Raw genomic sequence first — 19,931 nt, forward strand, 5'->3', positions numbered from 1 at the left:
GCTCTATCCACTCCTCTCTTCATGTGGCTCATCATTTTAATGCTTCTACAATTGTCTCGGTATTGTGGCGGATCATGCCGATATACGTGCCTTCTTCTGTTCCCTCAGCACCCATCGCATCCGAGAACAATTCACCACCAATGCTTACGGTATGACCTTTTTCGGCTGCCCCGGCAATAATCGCTTCCATTGCCTTTGCCGGTACGCTGGATTCTACAAATACAGCCTTGATATGGTTGTCCACGAGATAATCCCGCAGCTCGCTGACATCCCTCGCACCATACTCGGCTGCTGTACTGATTCCTTGAAGCCCCATCACGTTCATGCCATAGGCTTGGCCGAAGTATCCAAACGCATCATGCGCAGTTACCAATACCCGACTTGCTTCCGGGATCTCCTGGATTTTTTCCCGCACCTCAGAATCCAATGCCTCCAGTTTCGTTAGGTACTGCGCTGCCTGGGCCTTGTACTCTTCTGCATGTTCCGGGTCTGCTTCCACGAGTGTATCGCGCACAGCCTCTGTCGCATGCATCCAGTGGCTGACATCAAACCAGACGTGTGGATCGTATTCCGTTCCGCCTGTATCTTTTCCTGAACGCAATTGATCCACCGGAATGTTCTCCGTGACAGCCGTTACTATTTTGCTCTTGGACATTTTCTCCAAGATGTCTGTCATTTTCCCTTCAAGATGCAATCCGTTATAGAAAATGACCTTCGCTTGCTCCAGCTTCCGAATATCTCCCTGCGAAGCCTTGTACAAGTGAGGGTCTACCCCTGGGCCCATCAGCCCGGTGACATCAACATATGCCCCGCCGATCTCACGTGCTACATCCGCAATCATGCCTGTTGTGGCTGTGACCTGCACCTTCCCTTCACTACCTCCTGTTTCCGCTGCACCTGAGCATGCTGTTAGCATGATAACCAGAACAACAGCCGCCAGCGTCATCCATCCTCTCTGAATGCTCCTCATCTTTACCATCAACAATTCCAATCGCCCCTTTCCCTCTCCTAACATAATTGTCCTCATCTAATTTTGTTGTACAAGGTATTAAAATTTATATCAGACTAATAATGTTTCCCTTGTGCAAATTTTAGCCGATGAAAAATAAAAAGGCAAGGGATAATTTCCCTTGCCTGTCCAAATGAGTATGACGGCCTTTTCATCGGCCTGTTTTCTTCTAACTTGTCTCCTCTATTTCTTGTGCGTCGCTTCACGTTACTCTGTATCTTTCTCCTGATTTTTCTTCCCTTTTGGAGTCCCATCAAGGCCATATACTTCATCGTATGCATCGAAGATTTTGCGTGCGATTGGAGATGCGCTGACCGATCCAAAGCCACCTTCGGGTACCACAACAGCTATAGCCAGCTTCGGATTATCCCGTGGTGCAAACGCGATAAATACACCGTTTTCCTTTTTGTTCGGTCCAGTCCCCTGCTCGGAGGTACCTGTTTTCCGTGCATAATCATAGGGGAAGCCGTCAAACGAGCTTACTTTGGTAACCATGCCTTTATGCACTTCATTCCAGTATGCATCGGCAAAATCAACCTCGTTTAACACTTTTGGTTTGATTTTCTTGACCACATTGCCCTCGGCGTCACGGATTTCTTTCACCAAATGAGGTTCCATCCGTTTGCCCTTATTGGCAAGCATGGTTGTATATTGTGCGAGTTGCAGCGTTGTATACTTCGCTTGTTGACCAAACGAGGCAAAGGCTAGACGTGTCAGCCCGGATTCATCTTCATCAGTATATTCCAGTGTACCCAAATACTCTTTAGGCAGGTCCACTCCGGTAGACACACCCAATCCAAAATCTTTCATATATTCATGCCAAACACCGACCCCTTTAACCGCTCCATATTTGTTATAGAGGCCTTTACCAACCATGTCGATCATAAAGGCATTGGAGGATTTTTCGATTGCCCGTCTTGCGGTAATAGAGCCGTTAAATGCCGAGTGTGAGTTTCGAACCTTCCTCCCATCTTTCCCCAAAGTAGCGTAACCTTGGTCAAAATAGGTTTGACCTGTACTGAACAGCCCCTCTTTCAATCCAATTAGTACACTAAGTGGCTTAATAACGGAGCCCAACAAAACAACAGATTCAGCCTTTTTACCCGAATCATTGGGAGGGAAAGACTCCGCGGTTCCGTTGCGGAATACATACTTTATTTTGTCGTAATCCCATTTCTCATTTGGATCATAATCCGGCATGCTGGCCATCGCTACTACGTTACCTGTATCGATTTCCATTGCCACAGCATATCCTGTAATGGCATTAGGCAACTTCCTCAATTCATCTGTAATAGCCTGTTGTGCAACCATCTGAATTTCCTTGTTAATGGTTGTAATTAGGCTATACCCCTTTTCAGGTGGGGTTAGATTCATCGTTCCGTCCGGCAAATTGCGTGCATCAATATCAATGGACTGGTAGCCACTTCGTCCACGAAGTTCTTCCTGATATTGGAGTTCCAATCCATCAAAGCCAACTTTCTCTTCCTGATTATATACAAGACCTGGGTCACGCTGAGTGGAGTTCGACTCCAATATCGTTTTATATTGTTTCAACGTAGTTGGCACTCGCTTGAATTCTCTTGTGTAGCCGACCACCTGAACAGCTACTCCATCCGGATCATATTTTCGCACATTTTCCTCAAGGACCATAACGCCTGGATACTCTGCTTTTTTCTCCATAAAATAGGCAATCTCCTTGGTTGTTAAATCGGATTTAACCAGCCTTGGTACATATCCAAATGTCTTTTGGTAATCCAGATCCAAACGTTTAATGATCTCTTCTGCATCCGGTTGCTCTTTGTCACCCGGATTGAACTGCTTAAACACAGCTGCCAGTTCATCAGCCAGTTCCTGTGCTTCCTGCTTGCGGTCATCATTTCGATAATCTTCATACAACAACACATAGAGGGACTGCACAGGCTCCGAATAAGCCAGCGCTATTTTCCCTGTCGCATCATAGATTGGACCACGAACAGGGGCAAGTGGAATATCTTTGGTATTCCGACTGGTTTCCATATAAGTCAGTTCAGGTCCCTCGACAAATTGCACAAAGGCCAACCTGAAAATAAGGATACTGAATATCACAAACGCAGCGAAAAAAAACATATTCATTCTTGCACTAGACGGCTTGTTGATTGGTGTCTCCTCTTCAGACACTTTCTTTTTTCTCAATCGCTTAAACATGGGATAAGCCTCTCCGTTCTTATGTAAAAGTAGATTCATCTATCACGCCTATTGCATCATTCGGTTCAAATACATACCTTTCCTTCTACAAGTCTATCAAAGGTCAACTGCCATGTCCTCCAGATTTTGGTTACATTTTCGTAAACAGATGAGACATATAGTCCATTCTTCTAAAAAGGTGTCAATACAGACATATTGTTAATCTCATTATTTTTGAAATAAAATTTCATTCTCTTATATAAACGTGGCATGAACGATGTTTGTTACATACTGATTTGCAGCAGCTTATGGGAAAGTTGGCCTCTCAGTCCTGACAAACGTAAAAAGGACTCTCGAAAGGGCAATGTCATTAAGATAAGGCACAGACCCAAAAATGAATAACAAGAGCAGGTCATCCAAAAGATGGCCTGCTTTTTTTGCGTAAAAAAACTTGACAAGTTGTTAGAAATGTGTGGCGAAGCCCCTTGAAACAAAGAGGAGGTTACGCCAATGAATTCGTACGCAATTTCGCTAAAAGACAAGTTGACATCCCTCATACGAGAAATGTCTCTCGCGCCCGCACCTTATGTTAGAAACGCGGAAAACGATTTTACCCGAAAGAAAAAGTTGCCTTTTGAAACGGTAATGCATCTTCTCATCTCTATGGGAGGCAACAGCCTGTACAAGGAGCTTCTGGAATCCCAAGGCTATGATGTGAACACCGCAACCACTTCTGCTTTTGTCCAGCAGCGGAATAAAATTCTGCCGTCTGCTGTGGAGTTCTTGTTTCACCAATTTACGCAATCCTACACGGATATCAAGGACTACCGCGGGTATCGGTTACTTGCCGTTGACGGTTCGGATTTGCATATCGCTACGGACTCGTCAGACACGGATACCTACTTTCAAAATGCGCCTGGGACGAAAGGCTACAACCTGTTGCACTTGAACGCTGCCTATGACTTATGCAACCGACTATATGTAGATGCGGTCGTCCAGCCGCGAAGATTGTGCAACGAGGGAAGGGCGCTCGCCACGATGGTGGATCGTTCTCCCATTCAGGGAAAAACCATTGTCATTGCTGACCGGGGCTATGAAAGCTACAACAATTTCGCACATTTGGAACGCAAGGGGTGGAGCTATGTCATTCGGGTAAAGGATCTGAATTCAAAGGGGATTCTTTCAGGCTTACACTTGCCTTCTGGGGGAGAATTTGATACGAACGTGCATCTGACACTTACCAAAAAGCAAACCAAAGAGATTAAGGCTCAGCCTGAGAAGTATAAGTTCGTCCCATCCACCTCTACCTTTGATTTTTTGGATCTGCAGGAGAATCTGTATTACCCGATTTTCTTTCGGGTTGTTCGTTTTGTACTGCCAACGGGCGATTATGAAACCGTCATTACAAATCTTTCAGCCGATGATTTTCCGCCGGATGCACTGAAATCTATTTATCACCTGCGCTGGGGCATTGAAACTTCTTTCAGGGCACTAAAATACACTGTGGGTCTGACCAATTTTCACGCCAAAAAGCAAGAGTCCATCGTCCAAGAGATATTCGCAAGAATGATCCTGTACAATTTTGCTGAAATGGTGACCTCGCACGTCATCATTTCGCAAATGGATAAACAGCACCTATACCAAGTAAACTTTACGGTTGCTGTTCATGTGTGTAGGTACTTTCTGCGCTCAAGGGACGAAGAACCCCCGCCTGATGTTGAAGCACTGATTCGCAAGAACATATTGCCCATTCGACCCCATCGACCAGGACAGGAGAATAAGCGAAAAATCCGCTGGAAATCAGTCGTTAGCTTCGTATACAGAGTAGCATAATTAGTGCCATATGAACATTTTTTAAGCGGACATTCCTTCCGCTTTGTTTGCTGTATCATTTTTTCGTACTTGGACAAAAAAGTAACGGCACAGGACTTTTCCCATGCCGTTTCAATTTTATTTTTTTATTCTCATTTTTGTCTTTAAGCTAAACTTAATGACATTGCTCGAAAGGGTCCCCTCTTTAAATCAAGACTCACATTTACTGTGTATCTGATTCTTTATTTTTATCTTTCTTCGGTACACCGTCCAGACCAAACTCCTCGTCATACGCATCGAAGATCGCACGAGCAACTGGTGCCGCACTACTGGAACCGAAGCCCCCTTCCGGGATAACCACAGCTACAGCCAGCTTCGGATTGTTACGCGGTGCGTAGGCAATAAACACCCCGTTATCCACCGGTTTCCCCCCGACTACCTGTGTCGATGTTCCTGTTTTTCTGGCAAAGTCATAAGGGAAACCGCTAAATGAAGATACCTCCGTTGCCATGCCTCGTTGTACCTCATTCCAGTACGCATCATTAAAATCGACTGTGCTGAGGACCTTCGGTTTCATTTTCTCAACCACATTGCCCTCTGAATCACGGAATTCACTGACTAATTGTGGCTCCATTCGTTTTCCTTTGTTCGCAAGCATCGTGGTGTATTGAGCAAGCTGCATCGTTGTATATTTCCCTTGTTGACCAAAGGAGGCATACACCAGCTTGGTCAAAGAACTCTCGATGCTGTCCTCACCATATTCTTTGCGCCCAAGATATTCATTAGGCAGGTCAACACCTGTGGAGATACCTAACCCAAATTTCTCCATATATTTGTCCCAAACGTCAACACCCTTTGCACCATACTTGGAGTAAAGCTTTTTACCAATTTCGTCAATCATGAACACGTTCGAGGAATGACGAATCGCATCACGAGGATACAGCGCACCATACACATGCCCCGATGAGTTCTGCACTCTTCGGTTATCCCCACCAAACGTAGTAGAACCTCTATCCACGTACACCGAGTTAGTGGTAAAGAAACCTTCCTTCAAACCGATCAATACACTGAGTGGCTTGATCGTTGAGCCAAGCAATACGACGGATTCTGCCCGTTTGCCTGAGTCATCTGGCGGAAATCCACGAATCGTACCATTTTGATAAATATATTTTATTTTGTCGTAATCTTCAGAACTTATACCGCCAGTTCTCCACACGTTAGTGTCATAATCCGGCATACTGGCAGCAGCAACAATCTTCCCTGTATCCACTTCCATCGCCACCGCAAAACCCGTCTTGGCATTCGGATGCAGTTTGCCCGACACCGGGTTTCGATGAAGCCAGCTCAGTTGATCCAGAATCGCCTGTTCCGTTTTCACCTGAACATTCTTGTTAATCGTTGTAATCAGGTCATACCCTTTTTCAGGTGGAGTTGATCCTGCCACACCTTCTGGCAAGTTCCGCAAGTCAACGTCAACGGAATTATAACCGCTTTTCCCCCGCAGAACATCCTGATATTGAAGTTCCAGTCCGTCGAAGCCAACAAACTCATTCTCGGTATATACAAGACCTGGGTCCTTTTGCTTTTTATTGGCCTTATCAATCTCTTCGTACTTGTTCAACGCTTTGGAGCTTTTGAACTTTTTAAGATAACCAATCGTTTGAACGGCTACCGTATCCGGATCATAGTAGCGCACACTTTCTTCCACAATCTGAATCCCCTTAAATTCATCCTTGTGCTGTAGAAAGTAGGCCACTTCCTCATCGGACAGATCACTCTTGATCAGACGCGGCATGAAGCCATTGGATTTGCGGGAATTGAGGTCCATCTCTTCAATAATTTTCTCCACCGTAAGATTCTCGGAATCCTTTTTCTTATACTGCTCAAACACATCATGCAGCCGGGTTGCGATGTCCTCCACTTCCGAAATATTCGGATTTGGCTTGCCATCCACATCTCCATAATTTTTGTATAAGGTCAGATACAAGGATTGAATCGGCTTGGAGTAAGCAAGCTTCACCTTACCCGTGGAATCATAAATGGTTCCTCTTACTGGAGCGAGGGGTACGTCTTTGGTAATGTTGCTCGCTTCCTCCTGACTCAGCTCAGGCCCCTCCACGAATTGCAAGAATGCCAAACGTACAATAATAACGCTAAAAATAACAAAGGAAGCGAAGAAAAATACGTTCATCCGGGAACTGAAGCGCCGTTTGTCCGTAAGTTCATCCTTCTCTTTTGAATGGTTGTTCATTCACCCTACCTCTTTCATGACTTGATGCATACCGTCCAGGCTGTACAGCCTCGGCATGATAACCAGGCAACGTCGTCATCTCCCGGACCCGTGTCCGGCGTAATCTTAAGCGGATTGATCTTTCAGATGGGTATCGGCAAAGTTAGGCGGATTGAACCAGTCGCCACTGATCGCCCAAGTGGGATCAAGCGGTATCCAGCTTTCCGAATCGCTCAAATATATTTCATTCCAGGCATGCGGACCGTATCCACCCTGCCCATTATAACCAAGGCCTGTGACCACTTTAACTTCAAGCCCCTGCGAACGAGCCATGACTGCATATAGACGAGCGTAATCGATACATACGCCTTGACGTGTATCAAATGTATTTTGTGGCGTCTGCTCGTGCCATATGCCCTTTTGCTCATAGTCATCCACTTTACCATAGTCATATTGAATACGAGAACCTACCCAGTCATATAATGCCCTAGCTTTGGCTTCATCTGTTGTTTGACCCTTCACAATTTCTTTTGCCGCAGATTCAATATCCGCCGGAATGTTATGGTCAATGACTTCATATTTGCGTTGCAGGATTCCGCTCAGTTCCTTCTGAACCGCCTGAGTAAAAACCGGCAACTTATCCTTGATGAATGTACCGGATAATGGCTCTATGACCGATTTGGCCCCTTGCATATAAATGGGCGAAGCTTCTACATAGCGACTGAACATGCTGCCCGGATAGAGACTGACAATCATGAACAACACGGCAATCACAATCATCCCGCGGACTGATCCAATGACTGTACCAATCACAGCACCCGTAAAGCGGCTGAAAAATCCCTTTGGTCTGCTCTCTTGCTCTCCTGAACTGTATCTTCTGCTGAAAATAAGGGAAGAGAGCAATCCGAGAATCAATCGGATGAAACCATAACTAAGTACAAATAACACGGCAAACCGCATCAGCGGAAAATCAGCAATGGCCGTAATCAATGTATAATACATCTGCTCCCATCGGTTCAGCTCACGATTTGGCATGTCTGCAGCATGTACAGACAACCATTGCTGAACATATGGCGCCAGCCACAATGTTAAACCGATGGACAATAGAATGCCGATGACCGCCATAATACCATCCATGAGGAAACCAAAGAGTCTTCCAGCCGAACGTGAAGCTCCTCTGGACCATCCCTGCAGCAATGAAGCGGCCACAATCAGCAACAGCATAATAGTAATGCCATTAAATTCTTTTAGACTGTCGAGCCAACTTTGCAGCACGTATTCATTCCTCCTTTACTACGAAGCCGGTGCTGTCCCGTTCTCTTGTGCCTGTTTGACAAAAGTTCGTATCGTTTCGTTGTCGACCTTCCATTCACCCAGTGAGATCCCCCGGAATGTAACATCGACTTTATCCGAATTCGTTCTACCCTTAATCTCCACATTGGGGCTTGTGATGGTAAATGCTCCATCCTGTCCCTTGGTATATGTTGCTTTGGAAGCTTCCTTAAGCATCATGCTGGTTGCTTCCTTCTTCAATGTGTCCATCGTACTGGATTGTACGTCTGTCACTGTCTGTTTGATCTGATCAATGGAGATGCCGCTGTATATCAGTAGAGCCGCAATAATGATGATGGCAATCGCCCATTTCAATACGGTTTTGACCACGTTCAGAACAAAGAACAAAATGATCAACGCAACCACGATCACCAGCCAGTTCTGCATCACAAACTCTTTGATTACTTCTATGTTCATGACTACACCTTCCGTATTAGAGTTGATTATTTACACTTCCCGAATATTATACATGATTTCCGAAGCTGCTGTCAGCTAAGCACTGCCATGTAAAAATAAACGGTCTAAGTTCGTCCCACCTGGCGTACAAGTAGTACCATGAGGTTTTGCTTAAGGAACGGGGAACACGTTCATGTCCAGTTATTGAACTAGCATCGCTTAACAAGGAGGGGCTTCTGTGAAAACGGCCATCTGGCTATATCTTTTTCTGTTCCTTGCTGTTTTTGATCTGCACGCCCAGTATCCCATTTTGACCCCCTTCGCCATCTCGCTCGGGGCGGCTCCCACCTTCATCGGCTGGATGATGGGCATCTACTCCTTGACCCATCTCCCAGGCAATCTGATTGCCGGAACGCAAATCGACAAACACGGCAGTCGCCGTTATATTGTGTTCAGCCTGATGGGTGCAGGGATCATTCTACTTATTCAGGCGCAAATCCATACTCCCTGGCAGCTGCTTGCCCTGCGTTCCATCAGTGGATTCGTGCTTGCTTTCCTGTCCCCGGCCTGTCTCGCTCTGCTTGCCCAACTGTCAAACGATCCGATCAAGCAGGGCAAATATATGTCAGGCCATGGTGTCGTGCATACCCTGGCATCCGTGGTATCACCAGCCGCAGGCGCACTAATTGTCGGAGCGCTGGGATTCTCCGCCACCTTCGCAAGTCTTGGTTATCTGCTCATTCTATCAGGTGTAATTGCTTGGCTATCCATGCCTAAAGGTTTGACTGAGGTGCAGCATGAAAAAGTGACTGAGCCTCCCACACACAGCAACACGGCTGGGGGAAAAAGCAAATTTCTGCCTGTGTCCTGGCGATACTTTGCTCTGCCACTTGTCATTGCCTGTGCCCAAGGGATTCTTTTTTTTGAATTACCGCTGCGCGGAGGCGGACATTCGTCCATGATGTCTACAGGACTCTTGTTTTCCATCATCAGTATCGGAGCCCTATTTACTCTGAGCATGCTGTTTCTCAATCGGTACTCCCCCAAACTGCGCTTGGTTGCGGGTGTACTGCTCATGGCTTTATGTTTCTTCACCCTGGCAGCAATGCCACAGATTCCTTTATATTCAGTACTCTTCGTTCTGGGGATGTCCAAAGGCATTGTCTTCCCAGCCATGGCAACACTTTTTATTCGGTTAAGTGGTGGAGCAAAGCTAGGACGCATCTTTTCATTGCAATCCATTGCTACCTCCATTGGTTCTTTCATAGGTCCAATCACTGCCGGGCAGCTGCGCGTGGACCTATCTCCATATTTCATTGCCTTTGTATTATTGATGATCGGTATGATGCTGCTCCCTTATTTCACAACCAGACGCGAGGCTCATCTGGCTGATCCCAAAAGCATACTTGGTTAACCGTATCAAGATGATGATTCTACATCTGTACCCTTTGACAACAGAAAGGCTTGTTTTTTTTCCTGGCTTTGCATCATTCCCCCATTTACAGCTAAACTATAATCAGGTCGATTTTCGCTGCAACATTTCCCGGGGAATGTCGACATAAGCTCTCGACCAAGAGGTGAATATGATGCCTATTCATGTCATTGTGGAAGGTAAAAATGACCGCAGCAAACTGAAACGTCTCGTAGGACCCGAAATCAACATTTTGTGCACGTTTGGCACACTGAATTCACTCAAGCTTGAGTCGCTGCGCAAACAGGTTGGTTACGATGAGGTCTACTTATTTATGGATAATGACAGCTCAGGCAAAAAAATCAGAGGTGTGCTTCGGGATGCCTTCCCGGATGCAGTACAGATGTACACACGGCGTGGCTATGCGGGCGTGGAGGGAACTCCCGACGAGTACATTATCGCCCAGTTGGAGAAAGCCGGATTGGAATCGTATATCCAATATCCTGAGTTCCCGTCATTTTAGGAACAAGTAAGAGGCTGCTTGTCAGGGTGTTCAATCTACCCTGGCAAGCAGCCTCTTACTATGACTTGTTCATGTATAAATGCCTCTTCATTCTTTGATCAGATTGCGAATGTCCTCGGCAATGACAGCAGGTTCAACATCCTCAGTATTAAACGCATTATACACCTTGCGCAGCTGATTATTTCGGTCTACCAGTCCAATCATGTTCATATGGGCAAAATTGTCCTTGTTCTCACCCTCAATAAGAATCTGGAACGATTCCTTGGCGAGCTGCTTTGTTTTGTCCATATCCCCCCTCAGGAAATACCAACCCGAATAATCCGCGTGGAATCGGTCTGCGAACTCCTTAATTTTCTCTTTCGTATCTACTTTCGGATCAAACGAAATGGACACAAACGAGACATCCTTGCCAAAGGTATCGTCCTCTTTCAACAGATCCTGCACCTGAGATAACGTAAACGTCGTAATCGGGCATACATCCGGACAGCTGGTGAAATAAAAGTAGAACAAACGCACCTTTCCTTTCGTATCATCCAGAGACACTGTACTTCCATCTACATTTTCCATAGAAAAGGATTGAATCTCCCTAATTTCAGGCAACTTTTCCTTGCTGGCAAATACAGTACCCCACATCAAATACACAGCCATAATCAGTGCGAGCCCCAGCAGCATCCATGTCCATTTATACTTTTTCAACATCATTCTCGTCCCTTCCGTATCAGAGCATATGAATACGCATACATAAAACCTTGCTTGCTATCGATGTTATCTTGAACTTTCCTGAATTGAAATTTTTAATGGAAGTTCCTCATGGTCATTCCACTCTGATGCATATGTATACGAAGAACCCAAGTGTACATAATCACATAGACAATCTTGCCTAAAATACCGCATAATCCGGGCAAACCGAGAATCATGGCATAGGATAAAACGAATTTCGGTGGTAAATGCCCCGTTAGTTATTATTGGTTATATGCATGTTCCATTTCAGGAGATATCAAGTTCGCGGTTTTCCTTGATCTCTTGAGGTTACTTTCTGCTTCAATATAAAGTTTATCACAGGAAAAGGGAAAAGAGTTTGACAATGCTCGTACATTTGCTGGCAAATGAGCTGGATCTTGTCATAACTTTGTTCGTTTAGGGTGTTTTGCTTCTGGGCAAGCGGATAATATACACTATATATGGGTATCACCTAGATAGAGAAGCTATACGCATTAACGATACACCACACAAAGGAGACGTTTATGGATACTTCTACACATTTTGTCATGGGCATTGGTCTGGCTGGTCTGGCTTATGTCGATCCTGTCGTCGCGAGTAGTCCCATGCTCGCAGCAGCCGTCATGATTGGCACTATCGCAGGTTCCCAGGCTCCTGACATCGATACGGCGTTACGTCTCAAAAGCAACTCGCTCTACATCCGGAACCATCGGGGCATGTCCCATTCACTGCCATTTCTCCTGTTATGGGTGCTGCTCATTACCGGGGTTATTGCACTGATCTTCCCGGATGTCGCAATTGGACACGTCGCGGCCTGGACTGCTGTCGCCGTAGGCGTTCACGTTTTTACCGATTTGTTCAATACCTATGGAACCCAAGCAGCACGGCCATTTACAGAACGCTGGATTGCCTGGAACATCATTCATATTTTTGATCCATTTCTATTTACTACACATGTGCTGGCCATTTTGTTATGGGCATTCGATCTGATCGCCCCTGCTCCACTTTTTGTTTCACTGTATATTTTAACTGGTCTGTATTATGTATGGCGGACCATTGCTCGGGCTCAGGCTGTCAGCAAGGTGAAACAGCTCGATAAAAGTAACCCTGCTGGTCATTATATGGTAATTCCGACGATATCCTGGAACCGCTGGCATGTGGTAAAAAGATATGCCGATGGCAGCTATGAGATTGGCAAAATGGATCATGCTGTCCTGATATGGAATCTCCATGCTTCATCGTCCACTCACGCCGCTGTTGCCGCATCACGCGAATCACCTGAAGTCACAGCATTTCTTTACTTCACTTCCTATGCTGTCGCCGAGGTGGAGGAATTGCCAGCAGGATACAAGGTTCGCTGGGCAGATGTGCGTTATCGACACCGCAAACAGTATCCATTTGTCGCTGTGGTCGTTATGGATCGTAATTTTGAAACCATTGACACATATGTCGGCTGGTTAAGCGATGAGAAAATGGATAAGAAACTTTTATCTGCACGCTCTTGACGAAAGATACTTGGAAGGGCACAATCAGACATAGGAACTGATGCGCGAGAAAGCCCGGAGCGTTTCCGCTCCGGGCTTTCTGCTTGTTGCTGACTTGTTAGGATGAATTATTTGCCAGACCCAGCCAGAGACTGCTCAGCGATTTGCACCAGACGTTTGGTGATGTAGCCACCCAGAGAACCTGTCTCACGGGAAGTGTAGTTACCATAGTAACCGTCTTGTGGGATAGTTACACCCAGTTCCTGTGCAGCCTCCATTTTCAATTGTTGCAGTGCTGCAGTCGCTTGAGGTACCACCAAGTTGTTAGAAGAACGAGATCCTTGAGCCATATTTTAAATCTCCTTTCAATCTGTGTCTGTAATGTATTGCAAGCTTGCAAGATTATTATGGCTCGCACGCTTCAGGTTATACGGAATTTCATTAAATTTGTAGGTGGAGGTTTTTCCCAATGAGCAAGGGTTTATCCTTATGGTTTGCATTCTCTTCGATTATGTTGTTAGCGGTTACGGCGATCATGATCTCATACTCTGGCTGGTTGGCTACACTGCTGTTTGTCGTGTCCATTGCTAACATCGGCTGGGGATTCGTTATTCGTGCAAAGAAAGAGCGCCAGGAAGGTCGCTCAGCTTCGGAGACTGCTTCGAGCAGGTAGTTTCACAATAGTCTGCACAACCACATAAAGAGGAGCCGTAACAAGGCTCCTCTTTATTCATGTTAACTATTCATCTACTAAGCATATTTTCCCCTTACCACTTACACCATACGTCTAGGAACAAACCCCATACGTTCTTTAACCTCATTCAGTGTTTGGGAAGCAACTGCTTCTGCGCGTCGTGCTGAAGTTTCCAGGATGTCGGCCAATTCGCCAGACTCACGAATCTCTTGATACCGTTGCTGTAAAGGTTCAATCACAGATACGACCACTTCAGCCAGTTCTTTTTTGAACGGACCATACATTTTGCCTTCATAACGCTCCGCAACTTCCTTCAATGTCAGACCCGCACATTCAGCGTAGATACTCATCAGGTTGCTGACTTCAGGTTTGTTTGTTGGATCATATACAACTTCACGACCGGAATCGGTTGTGGCACGGCTGATTTTTTTGCGGATCACATCCGGCGGATCAAGCAAGGCGATGTAGCTGCCAGCATTAGGATTACTCTTGCTCATTTTCGAAGAAGCATCATCCAGCGACATCACACGAGCACCCACCTGTGGAATATAAGGGTCTGGAATCGTAAAATATTCACCATAACGGTGGTTAAACCGTCCTGCCAGATCCCGTGTTAATTCCAGATGCTGCTTCTGATCTTCACCTACAGGCACCAGGTCAGCATTATAGAGCAAAATATCAGCAGCCATCAAAGAAGGATAAACAAACAACCCAGCGCCAACCGAATCTTTACCTGATGATTTGTCCTTGAACTGCGTCATGCGTTCGAGCTCGCCCATCGAAGTCAGGGTGGTCATCAACCAGCCCAGTTCCGCGTGCTGCGGTACATGGGATTGCAGAAACACATTTGATTTTGACGGATCGATTCCAGCCGCGATAAACAAGGCAGCTACCGCCTCGGATTGCTCACGAAGTGCTGCAGGCTCTTGAGCCACCGTCACAGCATGCAGATCAACCACCATGAAGTGACATTGATAGTCATGCTGCAATTTCACAAAGTTTTTAATTGCCCCGATGTAGTTCCCCAATGTAAGCTTACCACTCGGCTGAATACCTGAAAGTACTGTTTTCATTTCACATAACGCCTCCCTATTTGTTCGTTCCAATTCTCCGCAGACGCAAAAAGGCCCCACATCCGCAAGGGACGTGAGACCGTGGTGCCACCCTTATTCGCATTGCTCCATCCATCCCGATCTAATCAGATCAAGGTGAAGAAATGCCTTCATTTCCCCGTAACGTGGAGTATACGTCCAGTTCTACTGAGGATAGCCCAGGCTCGGACCTTTCCTGTTCAAACCAGCACTCAAGGGTCCATTCGGTAAAGAGTTCACACCGATTCGCATCAACCATCGGCTTTCTGGAGAGAATTCTCTTAACTTACTTATCCCTGTCATCGCTTTGAATATCATTCATAAGATAAAACATATCTTTCAGAATTCCATCTTAATGCGCATAGAGCAGATTGTCAAAATGGGAATAGCTTTTTTTACCCACTTCACAGAAATCTGTTATGATGGAATTGCTTATCCTGATCGCCAGCATTCACTTGGAATGCTAATGGATAGGTGGCATGTACACAATGACACGCCTGCAACGGCAGATAGAAATGGCTGTTTGCAGACAGATTTCAAGTGGGAAAAGGAGCATCGATATGAAAAAAGTGACCAAAGGCCAATGGAATGGTTACGACACGTATATCCTACATAGCCGTGAATTGGAAATTACCTTGCTGCCACGTCTTGGAAATAATATCATTTCCATTCGTGATCTCGTGCAGGGCCGCGATGTCGTTCGCAGTCCGGAAGAAGATGAACTCGCCTTTTATTTGCAGAAGCCGTATCACTTCGGCGTTCCGCTTCTTGTTCCGCCAGGCCGGATTCACCGAGGACAATTCCAGTATGAAGGTGTCCATTACCAATTCGATCAGAATACGGCCAATGACAACCATATTCACGGCCTCCACCGCAGCCAGTCCTGGTGTGTCAGCGACATCGAAGAAGATGAAGATGGCTGTGCAATTACAACGGAATTATTAACTGAAAATGAAGCGCATTGGATGGCTCAATTCCCTATTCCTTTGAAACTTGAGATGACGTTCAGACTGCAAAACGCGGTGTTAAGCCAGCGCCTGCGTGTGACCAATCTGAGCTCTACTCCTGCGCCTTTTGGAATGGGATATCATACATGGTTTCTGCTTGACGGCAAACCTGCGGAATGGACACTTCAACTTCCGGTATCCGGAATTTACGCTCAGAATGAAGAGCAATTGCCTACAGGGGAGATAGAATCTCTTGGACATTGGTCTGCATTGAACGAAGGCATCAACATGCAGGGACGAAACTGGGATACCATTTTGAAAGCGGCTGAAGGGCAGCCAGCGGTAGCTCACTTGCGCAGGCAGGATGGATATACGCTGAAATATTCAGCAGATGAAGCATTTTTCAAACATTGGGTCCTCTTTACAAAGGGCGAATCCGATCAATTTCTGTGTATTGAACCCTACACATGGCTTCCTGATGCACCCAATTTGAATTTAACAGACGAGCAGACGGGACTGATTCGTCTGGAACCCGAACAGCCGGTTGAGCTTTTCACACGTATTGAGATTGTTCTGCCAACCGAGTAGTAATCTTGTACTCTCAGGTTTTTTTAGAGGACACAGTCCCTATATTTACCTTATATTTCACACTGCCGATCCATACTGGGTCGGCTTTTTCTATGCAACAGCTCGTCATTTTTGTCCAAATTTTACCTTACACCATATCATGTATATTTCCTCATTCTCTAACCATACTAACATCACCAAGCCATAAGGAGGTGACACACATGTACGGAGGTCAAAACCAAGGTAGCGGAAGCCGCTCCAACAATCTGGTTGTTCCCCAAGCAACAGCAGCATTGCAACAATTGAAAATGGAAGCTGCACAAGAACTGGGTGTAACGATTCCCCAAGATGGTTACTACGGTAACTACACTTCCCGTGAGACAGGTTCTCTGGGTGGTTACATCACTAAACGTCTGGTGCAAATCGCTGAGCAGCAATTATCGGGTCGTTCGTAAGCTCGTAATTCGTGCTCCGTTATCTAAGTACAAAAGCGGCCTTCCCCGGAAGTGCCGCTTTTCCTTTGTGCTTATATTACTATTATGAAGTCGACTCCATGCCTGAATCCATGTATGTATTGGTTCTAGGATAACGAATCATCAGGTTCGCCATATTATAGTTTGACTCCATCGTAGCATCAACCAGAATCATACCCTGTCTTACTGTAAAGTCATATGCAATTTCTCCGTGCGTCCAATTCCGTTTAAATTTCAAAGTCTCCAGTGCCATTGCGCGGAACGAAGAGCGTTGAATTTCGTTCAAGCCACCGTCCTCCACTTCCATTTGTCCATCACGTCCGGTTATCGGATTATGTCGAATTCCAAACTTTCCAATTACATTATTTCGTATTTGCACAAAAACTACACCTGAATCTAACCCTGACAATTCATAATCAAGCTCTTTGAACACCAAATCCAACTGTCGTGCTAATGAAAGCTGGTCAATTTTTACCATAACGCTCCTCCTTTATGCACTTCATCCTACAAAACAAGGACTTACGACTCATTATATGACAACAATTGGGGCCATTCAACAAATACAAACAAACTTGGGTAAATATAACTACAATTTGCACAATTAGTTGCCATTTTGCATTCTTCAAGTGAGTTTTTTCTCTGAATTGCGACAAATTATTCAATTTCAACTACATTCATAAATAACAAAAAAAAGACTGCAACCCCATGTGTATCACATCGAATTGCAGCCTCATTTCATATATAGGCATACGATTTATTTTGCTGTTTCCGTCATCTCAAGGAATTGCTCAATATCGGCAATGACCAAGTCCGCTGCATTTTGCCAGAAATCAGGTTGAGTAAGATCCGTACCCAGATGTTTCTGCGCAAGCTCCTCTACCGACATGCGTCCTGTATCTCGTAACAAATCATCATATTTATCCGCAAAGGCTGTACCTTCCTGCTGTGCTTTGGCATAAATACCCGCACTGAACATATAGCCAAAGGTATATGGGAAGTTGTAGAATGGCACACCTGTCAGATAGAAATGTAGTTTCGATGCCCAGAAATGCGGGTGATCCGACGCAAGCACACCACAGAAAGCCTCCTGTTGTGCTTCTACCATGAGTTTGGATAGCTCATCAGCATTCACCAGACCTTTTTTGCGTTGCTCATAGAAACGGTTTTCGAACAGGAAACGTGCATGAATGTTCATGAAGAAAGCAACACTTCGCTGAATCTTGTCTTCAAGCAGAGCCAGCTTCTCCTGTCCATCCTCCGCAGCCTGAACCAGCGCATCGGCTACAATCAACTCGGCAAAAGTAGAAGCCGTCTCTGCCACATTCATGGCATAGCGTTGATTCAGCGCAGGCAGTTCTTCCATAATGTGCTGATGATATCCATGTCCGAGTTCATGAGCAAGTGTCGACACATTGGAAGGCGTCCCAGAGAAAGTCATGAAAATACGTGTTGCTTTGCTGAGTGGCAATGATGTACAAAATCCCCCTGGACGCTTGCCAGGACGATCCTCTGCTTCGATCCAACGTTTCTCAAACGCCATCTCTGCAAATTTGGAAAGTTTGGGACTGAACTTGGCGAATTGATCAACAATATTGATGGCCGCCTCGTCATATGTGACTTTTCCTCCCGATTTCCCTACAGGTGCATCAACGTCACTCCAGCTGAGTTTGTCCACTCCAAGCAGTTGTGCCTTGCGCTCCAAATACTGAACCAATGCAGGCTTGGCACCGTTAATGACGTCCCACATCGTATCGAGCGTCTGACGTGACATCCGGTTCATCGCCAGTGGCTCTTTAAGAATGTCATCCCAGCCGCGCTTCTCATACAACTTGAGGCGGAAACCGGCGAGATGATTCAATGTATCTGCACAGAAGTCCTCAACATCAGTCCATGCCTGTTCCCAGTTAGCAAATACCGTCTCGCGTACATTGCGGTCACTGTCACTCAGTTTGTTGGCAGCCTGACCTGCGGACAGCATCACGGTTTCACCATCTTGCTCAAATGGAATGTTTACCTTGCTCACGATTGTGTTATAGAATTTGCCCCAGCCATGGTAACCATCTACGCCGAGATCAAGCGCAAGACCTTCAAGCTCAGGAGACAGCTTCTCACGAGCTTGCGTGCGGCTCTCATTCAGTGCAAAGGCAAGCGGCTGAACATCTTCCCGGGCAATCCATGCGTCCCATACAGAATCGGACGTCTGGCTAAGCGTATTATCAAATTGGGATTTGGTACTGTTCAACATTGCCGCAAGAGAACTAATGCTTCCCTGAAGCTGAACTGCCTTTTTATCATTTTGATTTTGCGAAGAAAGACAGGATACAAAGGCGGAGCCTTCCGAAATTCGGATGTAACAGCTCTGCAGCAGTTCGAGGATTGGATCAAACGCATGGGTCTCTTCCAATGACTTGGGTGCAGGTGTTTCTTTCAAAAGATTTTGCAGCTTGCGCACATCTTGCTCCAGTTCAATCAAATATGCAGCGAACGATTCGGAGGCAGAACCTCCACTAAAAATGGACTCCAAATCCCAGACGGGTTGTAATGGTGTTTTCATTTAATAAGGCACCTCTCTCAGTAAATTGGATAAGCAAACCTTGAATTAGAACTGGTTTTATAGGCACTATATCTCTATACTAGAGAAATAGTTTAAGCTATTTTCAGGAGGTCATTGTATGAAACCTTTACAAGTCTCGGCTGACACAGCCGTCAAATTAGCAGAATCTCTGGGTGTTCCCCTCGAACATCTGATGCATATGCCGCAGCATATCCTGATGCAGAAAATTGCCGAACTGGCTAAAGAGGAAGCAGCTAAGGCTGCGCCTAAAGAAGGCGAGCAGGAATGATTCCATTTGAGAACAGCTGGCCTTACGATATTGTGATGGGGGACATCTATGTACAGCAATGTCCGTACTGCCATGCAAGCAACGTCCTGCTGCCGCTCAAACCCAAGGAGCTTGTACGCATTCGCGAAGGCAAAAAGAAATTGCTGGTCTTTCCTTGTTGTAATGCCAGTATGACTGTAATCGACAATGATAGTGATTACCTGTTGTCCAGTCGTCCTGTCCGTAATTAGAGAACA

At 45.7% G+C, this 19,931-nt stretch carries 19 protein-coding genes and 1 other annotated feature; of the genes, 9 read left to right on the forward strand and 10 right to left on the reverse strand.

Annotation, left to right across the window (positions count from 1 at the left end):
• Positions 1 to 31 precede the first annotated feature (31 nt).
• The gene (locus tag JNUCC31_RS09230) at positions 32 to 979 is read right to left on the reverse strand and encodes a metal ABC transporter solute-binding protein, Zn/Mn family (RefSeq protein WP_192272892.1); all 948 of its coding nucleotides are present in this window, start codon (positions 977 to 979) and stop codon (positions 32 to 34) included.
• A 237-nt stretch (positions 980 to 1,216) separates the two neighbouring features.
• A complete protein-coding gene (locus JNUCC31_RS09235; protein WP_192270659.1) occupies positions 1,217 to 3,193 on the reverse strand; it encodes a peptidoglycan D,D-transpeptidase FtsI family protein in 1,977 nt (658 codons plus the stop codon).
• 489 nt (positions 3,194 to 3,682) lie between these two features.
• On the opposite strand from JNUCC31_RS09235, the gene JNUCC31_RS09240 reads away from it, so the two are divergent.
• Positions 3,683 to 5,005, forward strand: a complete 1,323-nt coding sequence (locus tag JNUCC31_RS09240) for an IS4 family transposase (protein WP_192265659.1) — start codon at positions 3,683 to 3,685, stop codon at positions 5,003 to 5,005.
• Between the two features lie 202 nt (positions 5,006 to 5,207).
• Here the strand turns inward: JNUCC31_RS09240 and JNUCC31_RS09245 are convergent, their stop codons facing one another.
• The 3 genes from JNUCC31_RS09245 to JNUCC31_RS09255 all read right to left on the reverse strand — a co-directional run bounded on the left by JNUCC31_RS09245 (position 5,208) and on the right by JNUCC31_RS09255 (position 8,963).
• Positions 5,208 to 7,235 (reverse strand): peptidoglycan D,D-transpeptidase FtsI family protein, encoded by a 2,028-nt coding sequence (locus JNUCC31_RS09245; protein WP_192270661.1) that lies wholly within the window; start codon positions 7,233 to 7,235, stop codon positions 5,208 to 5,210.
• Between the two features lie 105 nt (positions 7,236 to 7,340).
• A complete protein-coding gene (locus tag JNUCC31_RS09250) occupies positions 7,341 to 8,438 on the reverse strand; it encodes a transglutaminase domain-containing protein (protein WP_416234429.1) in 1,098 nt (365 codons plus the stop codon).
• Between the two features lie 69 nt (positions 8,439 to 8,507).
• Positions 8,508 to 8,963: an ATPase gene (locus tag JNUCC31_RS09255; protein WP_192270665.1), complete on the reverse strand. Its 456-nt coding sequence runs from the start codon at positions 8,961 to 8,963 to the stop codon at positions 8,508 to 8,510.
• A 217-nt stretch (positions 8,964 to 9,180) separates the two neighbouring features.
• On the opposite strand from JNUCC31_RS09255, the gene JNUCC31_RS09260 reads away from it, so the two are divergent.
• Together JNUCC31_RS09260 and JNUCC31_RS09265 are read left to right on the forward strand one after the other, a co-directional pair.
• On the forward strand, positions 9,181 to 10,356 hold the full coding sequence (locus tag JNUCC31_RS09260; protein WP_192270667.1) for an MFS transporter: 1,176 nt from the start codon (positions 9,181 to 9,183) through the stop codon (positions 10,354 to 10,356).
• 172 nt (positions 10,357 to 10,528) lie between these two features.
• The gene (locus JNUCC31_RS09265) at positions 10,529 to 10,876 is read left to right on the forward strand and encodes a toprim domain-containing protein (protein WP_024631255.1); all 348 of its coding nucleotides are present in this window, start codon (positions 10,529 to 10,531) and stop codon (positions 10,874 to 10,876) included.
• 87 nt (positions 10,877 to 10,963) lie between these two features.
• Here JNUCC31_RS09265 and JNUCC31_RS09270 read toward each other — a convergent pair whose 3' ends face one another.
• Positions 10,964 to 11,575 carry an SCO family protein gene (locus JNUCC31_RS09270; RefSeq protein ID WP_192272894.1) on the reverse strand — a complete coding sequence of 204 codons (612 nt, stop codon included), beginning with the start codon at positions 11,573 to 11,575 and terminating at the stop codon, positions 10,964 to 10,966.
• 545 nt (positions 11,576 to 12,120) lie between these two features.
• Between JNUCC31_RS09270 and JNUCC31_RS09275 the strand changes: the two genes are divergently transcribed.
• Positions 12,121 to 13,101: a metal-dependent hydrolase gene (locus tag JNUCC31_RS09275; protein WP_192270669.1), complete on the forward strand. Its 981-nt coding sequence runs from the start codon at positions 12,121 to 12,123 to the stop codon at positions 13,099 to 13,101.
• 107 nt (positions 13,102 to 13,208) lie between these two features.
• On the opposite strand, the gene JNUCC31_RS09280 is transcribed toward JNUCC31_RS09275, so the two are convergent.
• Positions 13,209 to 13,430, reverse strand: a complete 222-nt coding sequence (locus tag JNUCC31_RS09280; RefSeq protein WP_056702318.1) for an alpha/beta-type small acid-soluble spore protein — start codon at positions 13,428 to 13,430, stop codon at positions 13,209 to 13,211.
• 119 nt (positions 13,431 to 13,549) lie between these two features.
• Between JNUCC31_RS09280 and JNUCC31_RS09285 the strand changes: the two genes are divergently transcribed.
• Positions 13,550 to 13,753 (forward strand): hypothetical protein, encoded by a 204-nt coding sequence (locus JNUCC31_RS09285; protein WP_192270671.1) that lies wholly within the window; start codon positions 13,550 to 13,552, stop codon positions 13,751 to 13,753.
• Positions 13,754 to 13,854: 101 nt separating this feature from the next.
• On the opposite strand, the gene trpS is transcribed toward JNUCC31_RS09285, so the two are convergent.
• The gene (gene trpS / locus JNUCC31_RS09290; RefSeq protein WP_192270673.1) at positions 13,855 to 14,847 is read right to left on the reverse strand and encodes a tryptophan--tRNA ligase; all 993 of its coding nucleotides are present in this window, start codon (positions 14,845 to 14,847) and stop codon (positions 13,855 to 13,857) included.
• A 64-nt stretch (positions 14,848 to 14,911) separates the two neighbouring features.
• Positions 14,912 to 15,177, reverse strand: a binding site (T-box leader).
• A 248-nt stretch (positions 15,178 to 15,425) separates the two neighbouring features.
• Here trpS and JNUCC31_RS09295 point away from each other — a divergent pair.
• Positions 15,426 to 16,400 (forward strand): aldose 1-epimerase, encoded by a 975-nt coding sequence (locus JNUCC31_RS09295; RefSeq protein ID WP_192272896.1) that lies wholly within the window; start codon positions 15,426 to 15,428, stop codon positions 16,398 to 16,400.
• 200 nt (positions 16,401 to 16,600) lie between these two features.
• Positions 16,601 to 16,834, forward strand: coding sequence for an alpha/beta-type small acid-soluble spore protein (locus JNUCC31_RS09300; RefSeq protein WP_105601328.1), 234 nt, complete (start codon positions 16,601 to 16,603; stop codon positions 16,832 to 16,834).
• An 82-nt stretch (positions 16,835 to 16,916) separates the two neighbouring features.
• Here JNUCC31_RS09300 and JNUCC31_RS09305 read toward each other — a convergent pair whose 3' ends face one another.
• Both JNUCC31_RS09305 and JNUCC31_RS09310 read right to left on the reverse strand, forming a co-directional pair.
• Positions 16,917 to 17,330 (reverse strand): O-methyltransferase, encoded by a 414-nt coding sequence (locus tag JNUCC31_RS09305; RefSeq protein ID WP_192270675.1) that lies wholly within the window; start codon positions 17,328 to 17,330, stop codon positions 16,917 to 16,919.
• Positions 17,331 to 17,606: 276 nt separating this feature from the next.
• Positions 17,607 to 19,406: a M3 family oligoendopeptidase gene (locus JNUCC31_RS09310; protein WP_192270677.1), complete on the reverse strand. Its 1,800-nt coding sequence runs from the start codon at positions 19,404 to 19,406 to the stop codon at positions 17,607 to 17,609.
• A 118-nt stretch (positions 19,407 to 19,524) separates the two neighbouring features.
• Here JNUCC31_RS09310 and JNUCC31_RS09315 point away from each other — a divergent pair, with 118 nt between their 5' ends.
• Both JNUCC31_RS09315 and JNUCC31_RS09320 read left to right on the forward strand, forming a co-directional pair.
• Complete coding sequence (locus JNUCC31_RS09315) at positions 19,525 to 19,695, forward strand: YycC family protein (protein WP_192270679.1); 171 nt, start codon at positions 19,525 to 19,527, stop codon at positions 19,693 to 19,695.
• Entirely contained in the window at positions 19,692 to 19,925 is a 234-nt protein-coding gene (locus JNUCC31_RS09320; RefSeq protein ID WP_192270681.1) for a hypothetical protein, read from the forward strand. Before JNUCC31_RS09315 ends, JNUCC31_RS09320 begins: the two co-directional genes overlap by 4 nt.
• Positions 19,926 to 19,931 lie beyond the last annotated feature (6 nt).

The organism is Paenibacillus sp. JNUCC-31 (assembly GCF_014844075.1).
Lineage (GTDB): Bacteria > Bacillota > Bacilli > Paenibacillales > Paenibacillaceae > Paenibacillus.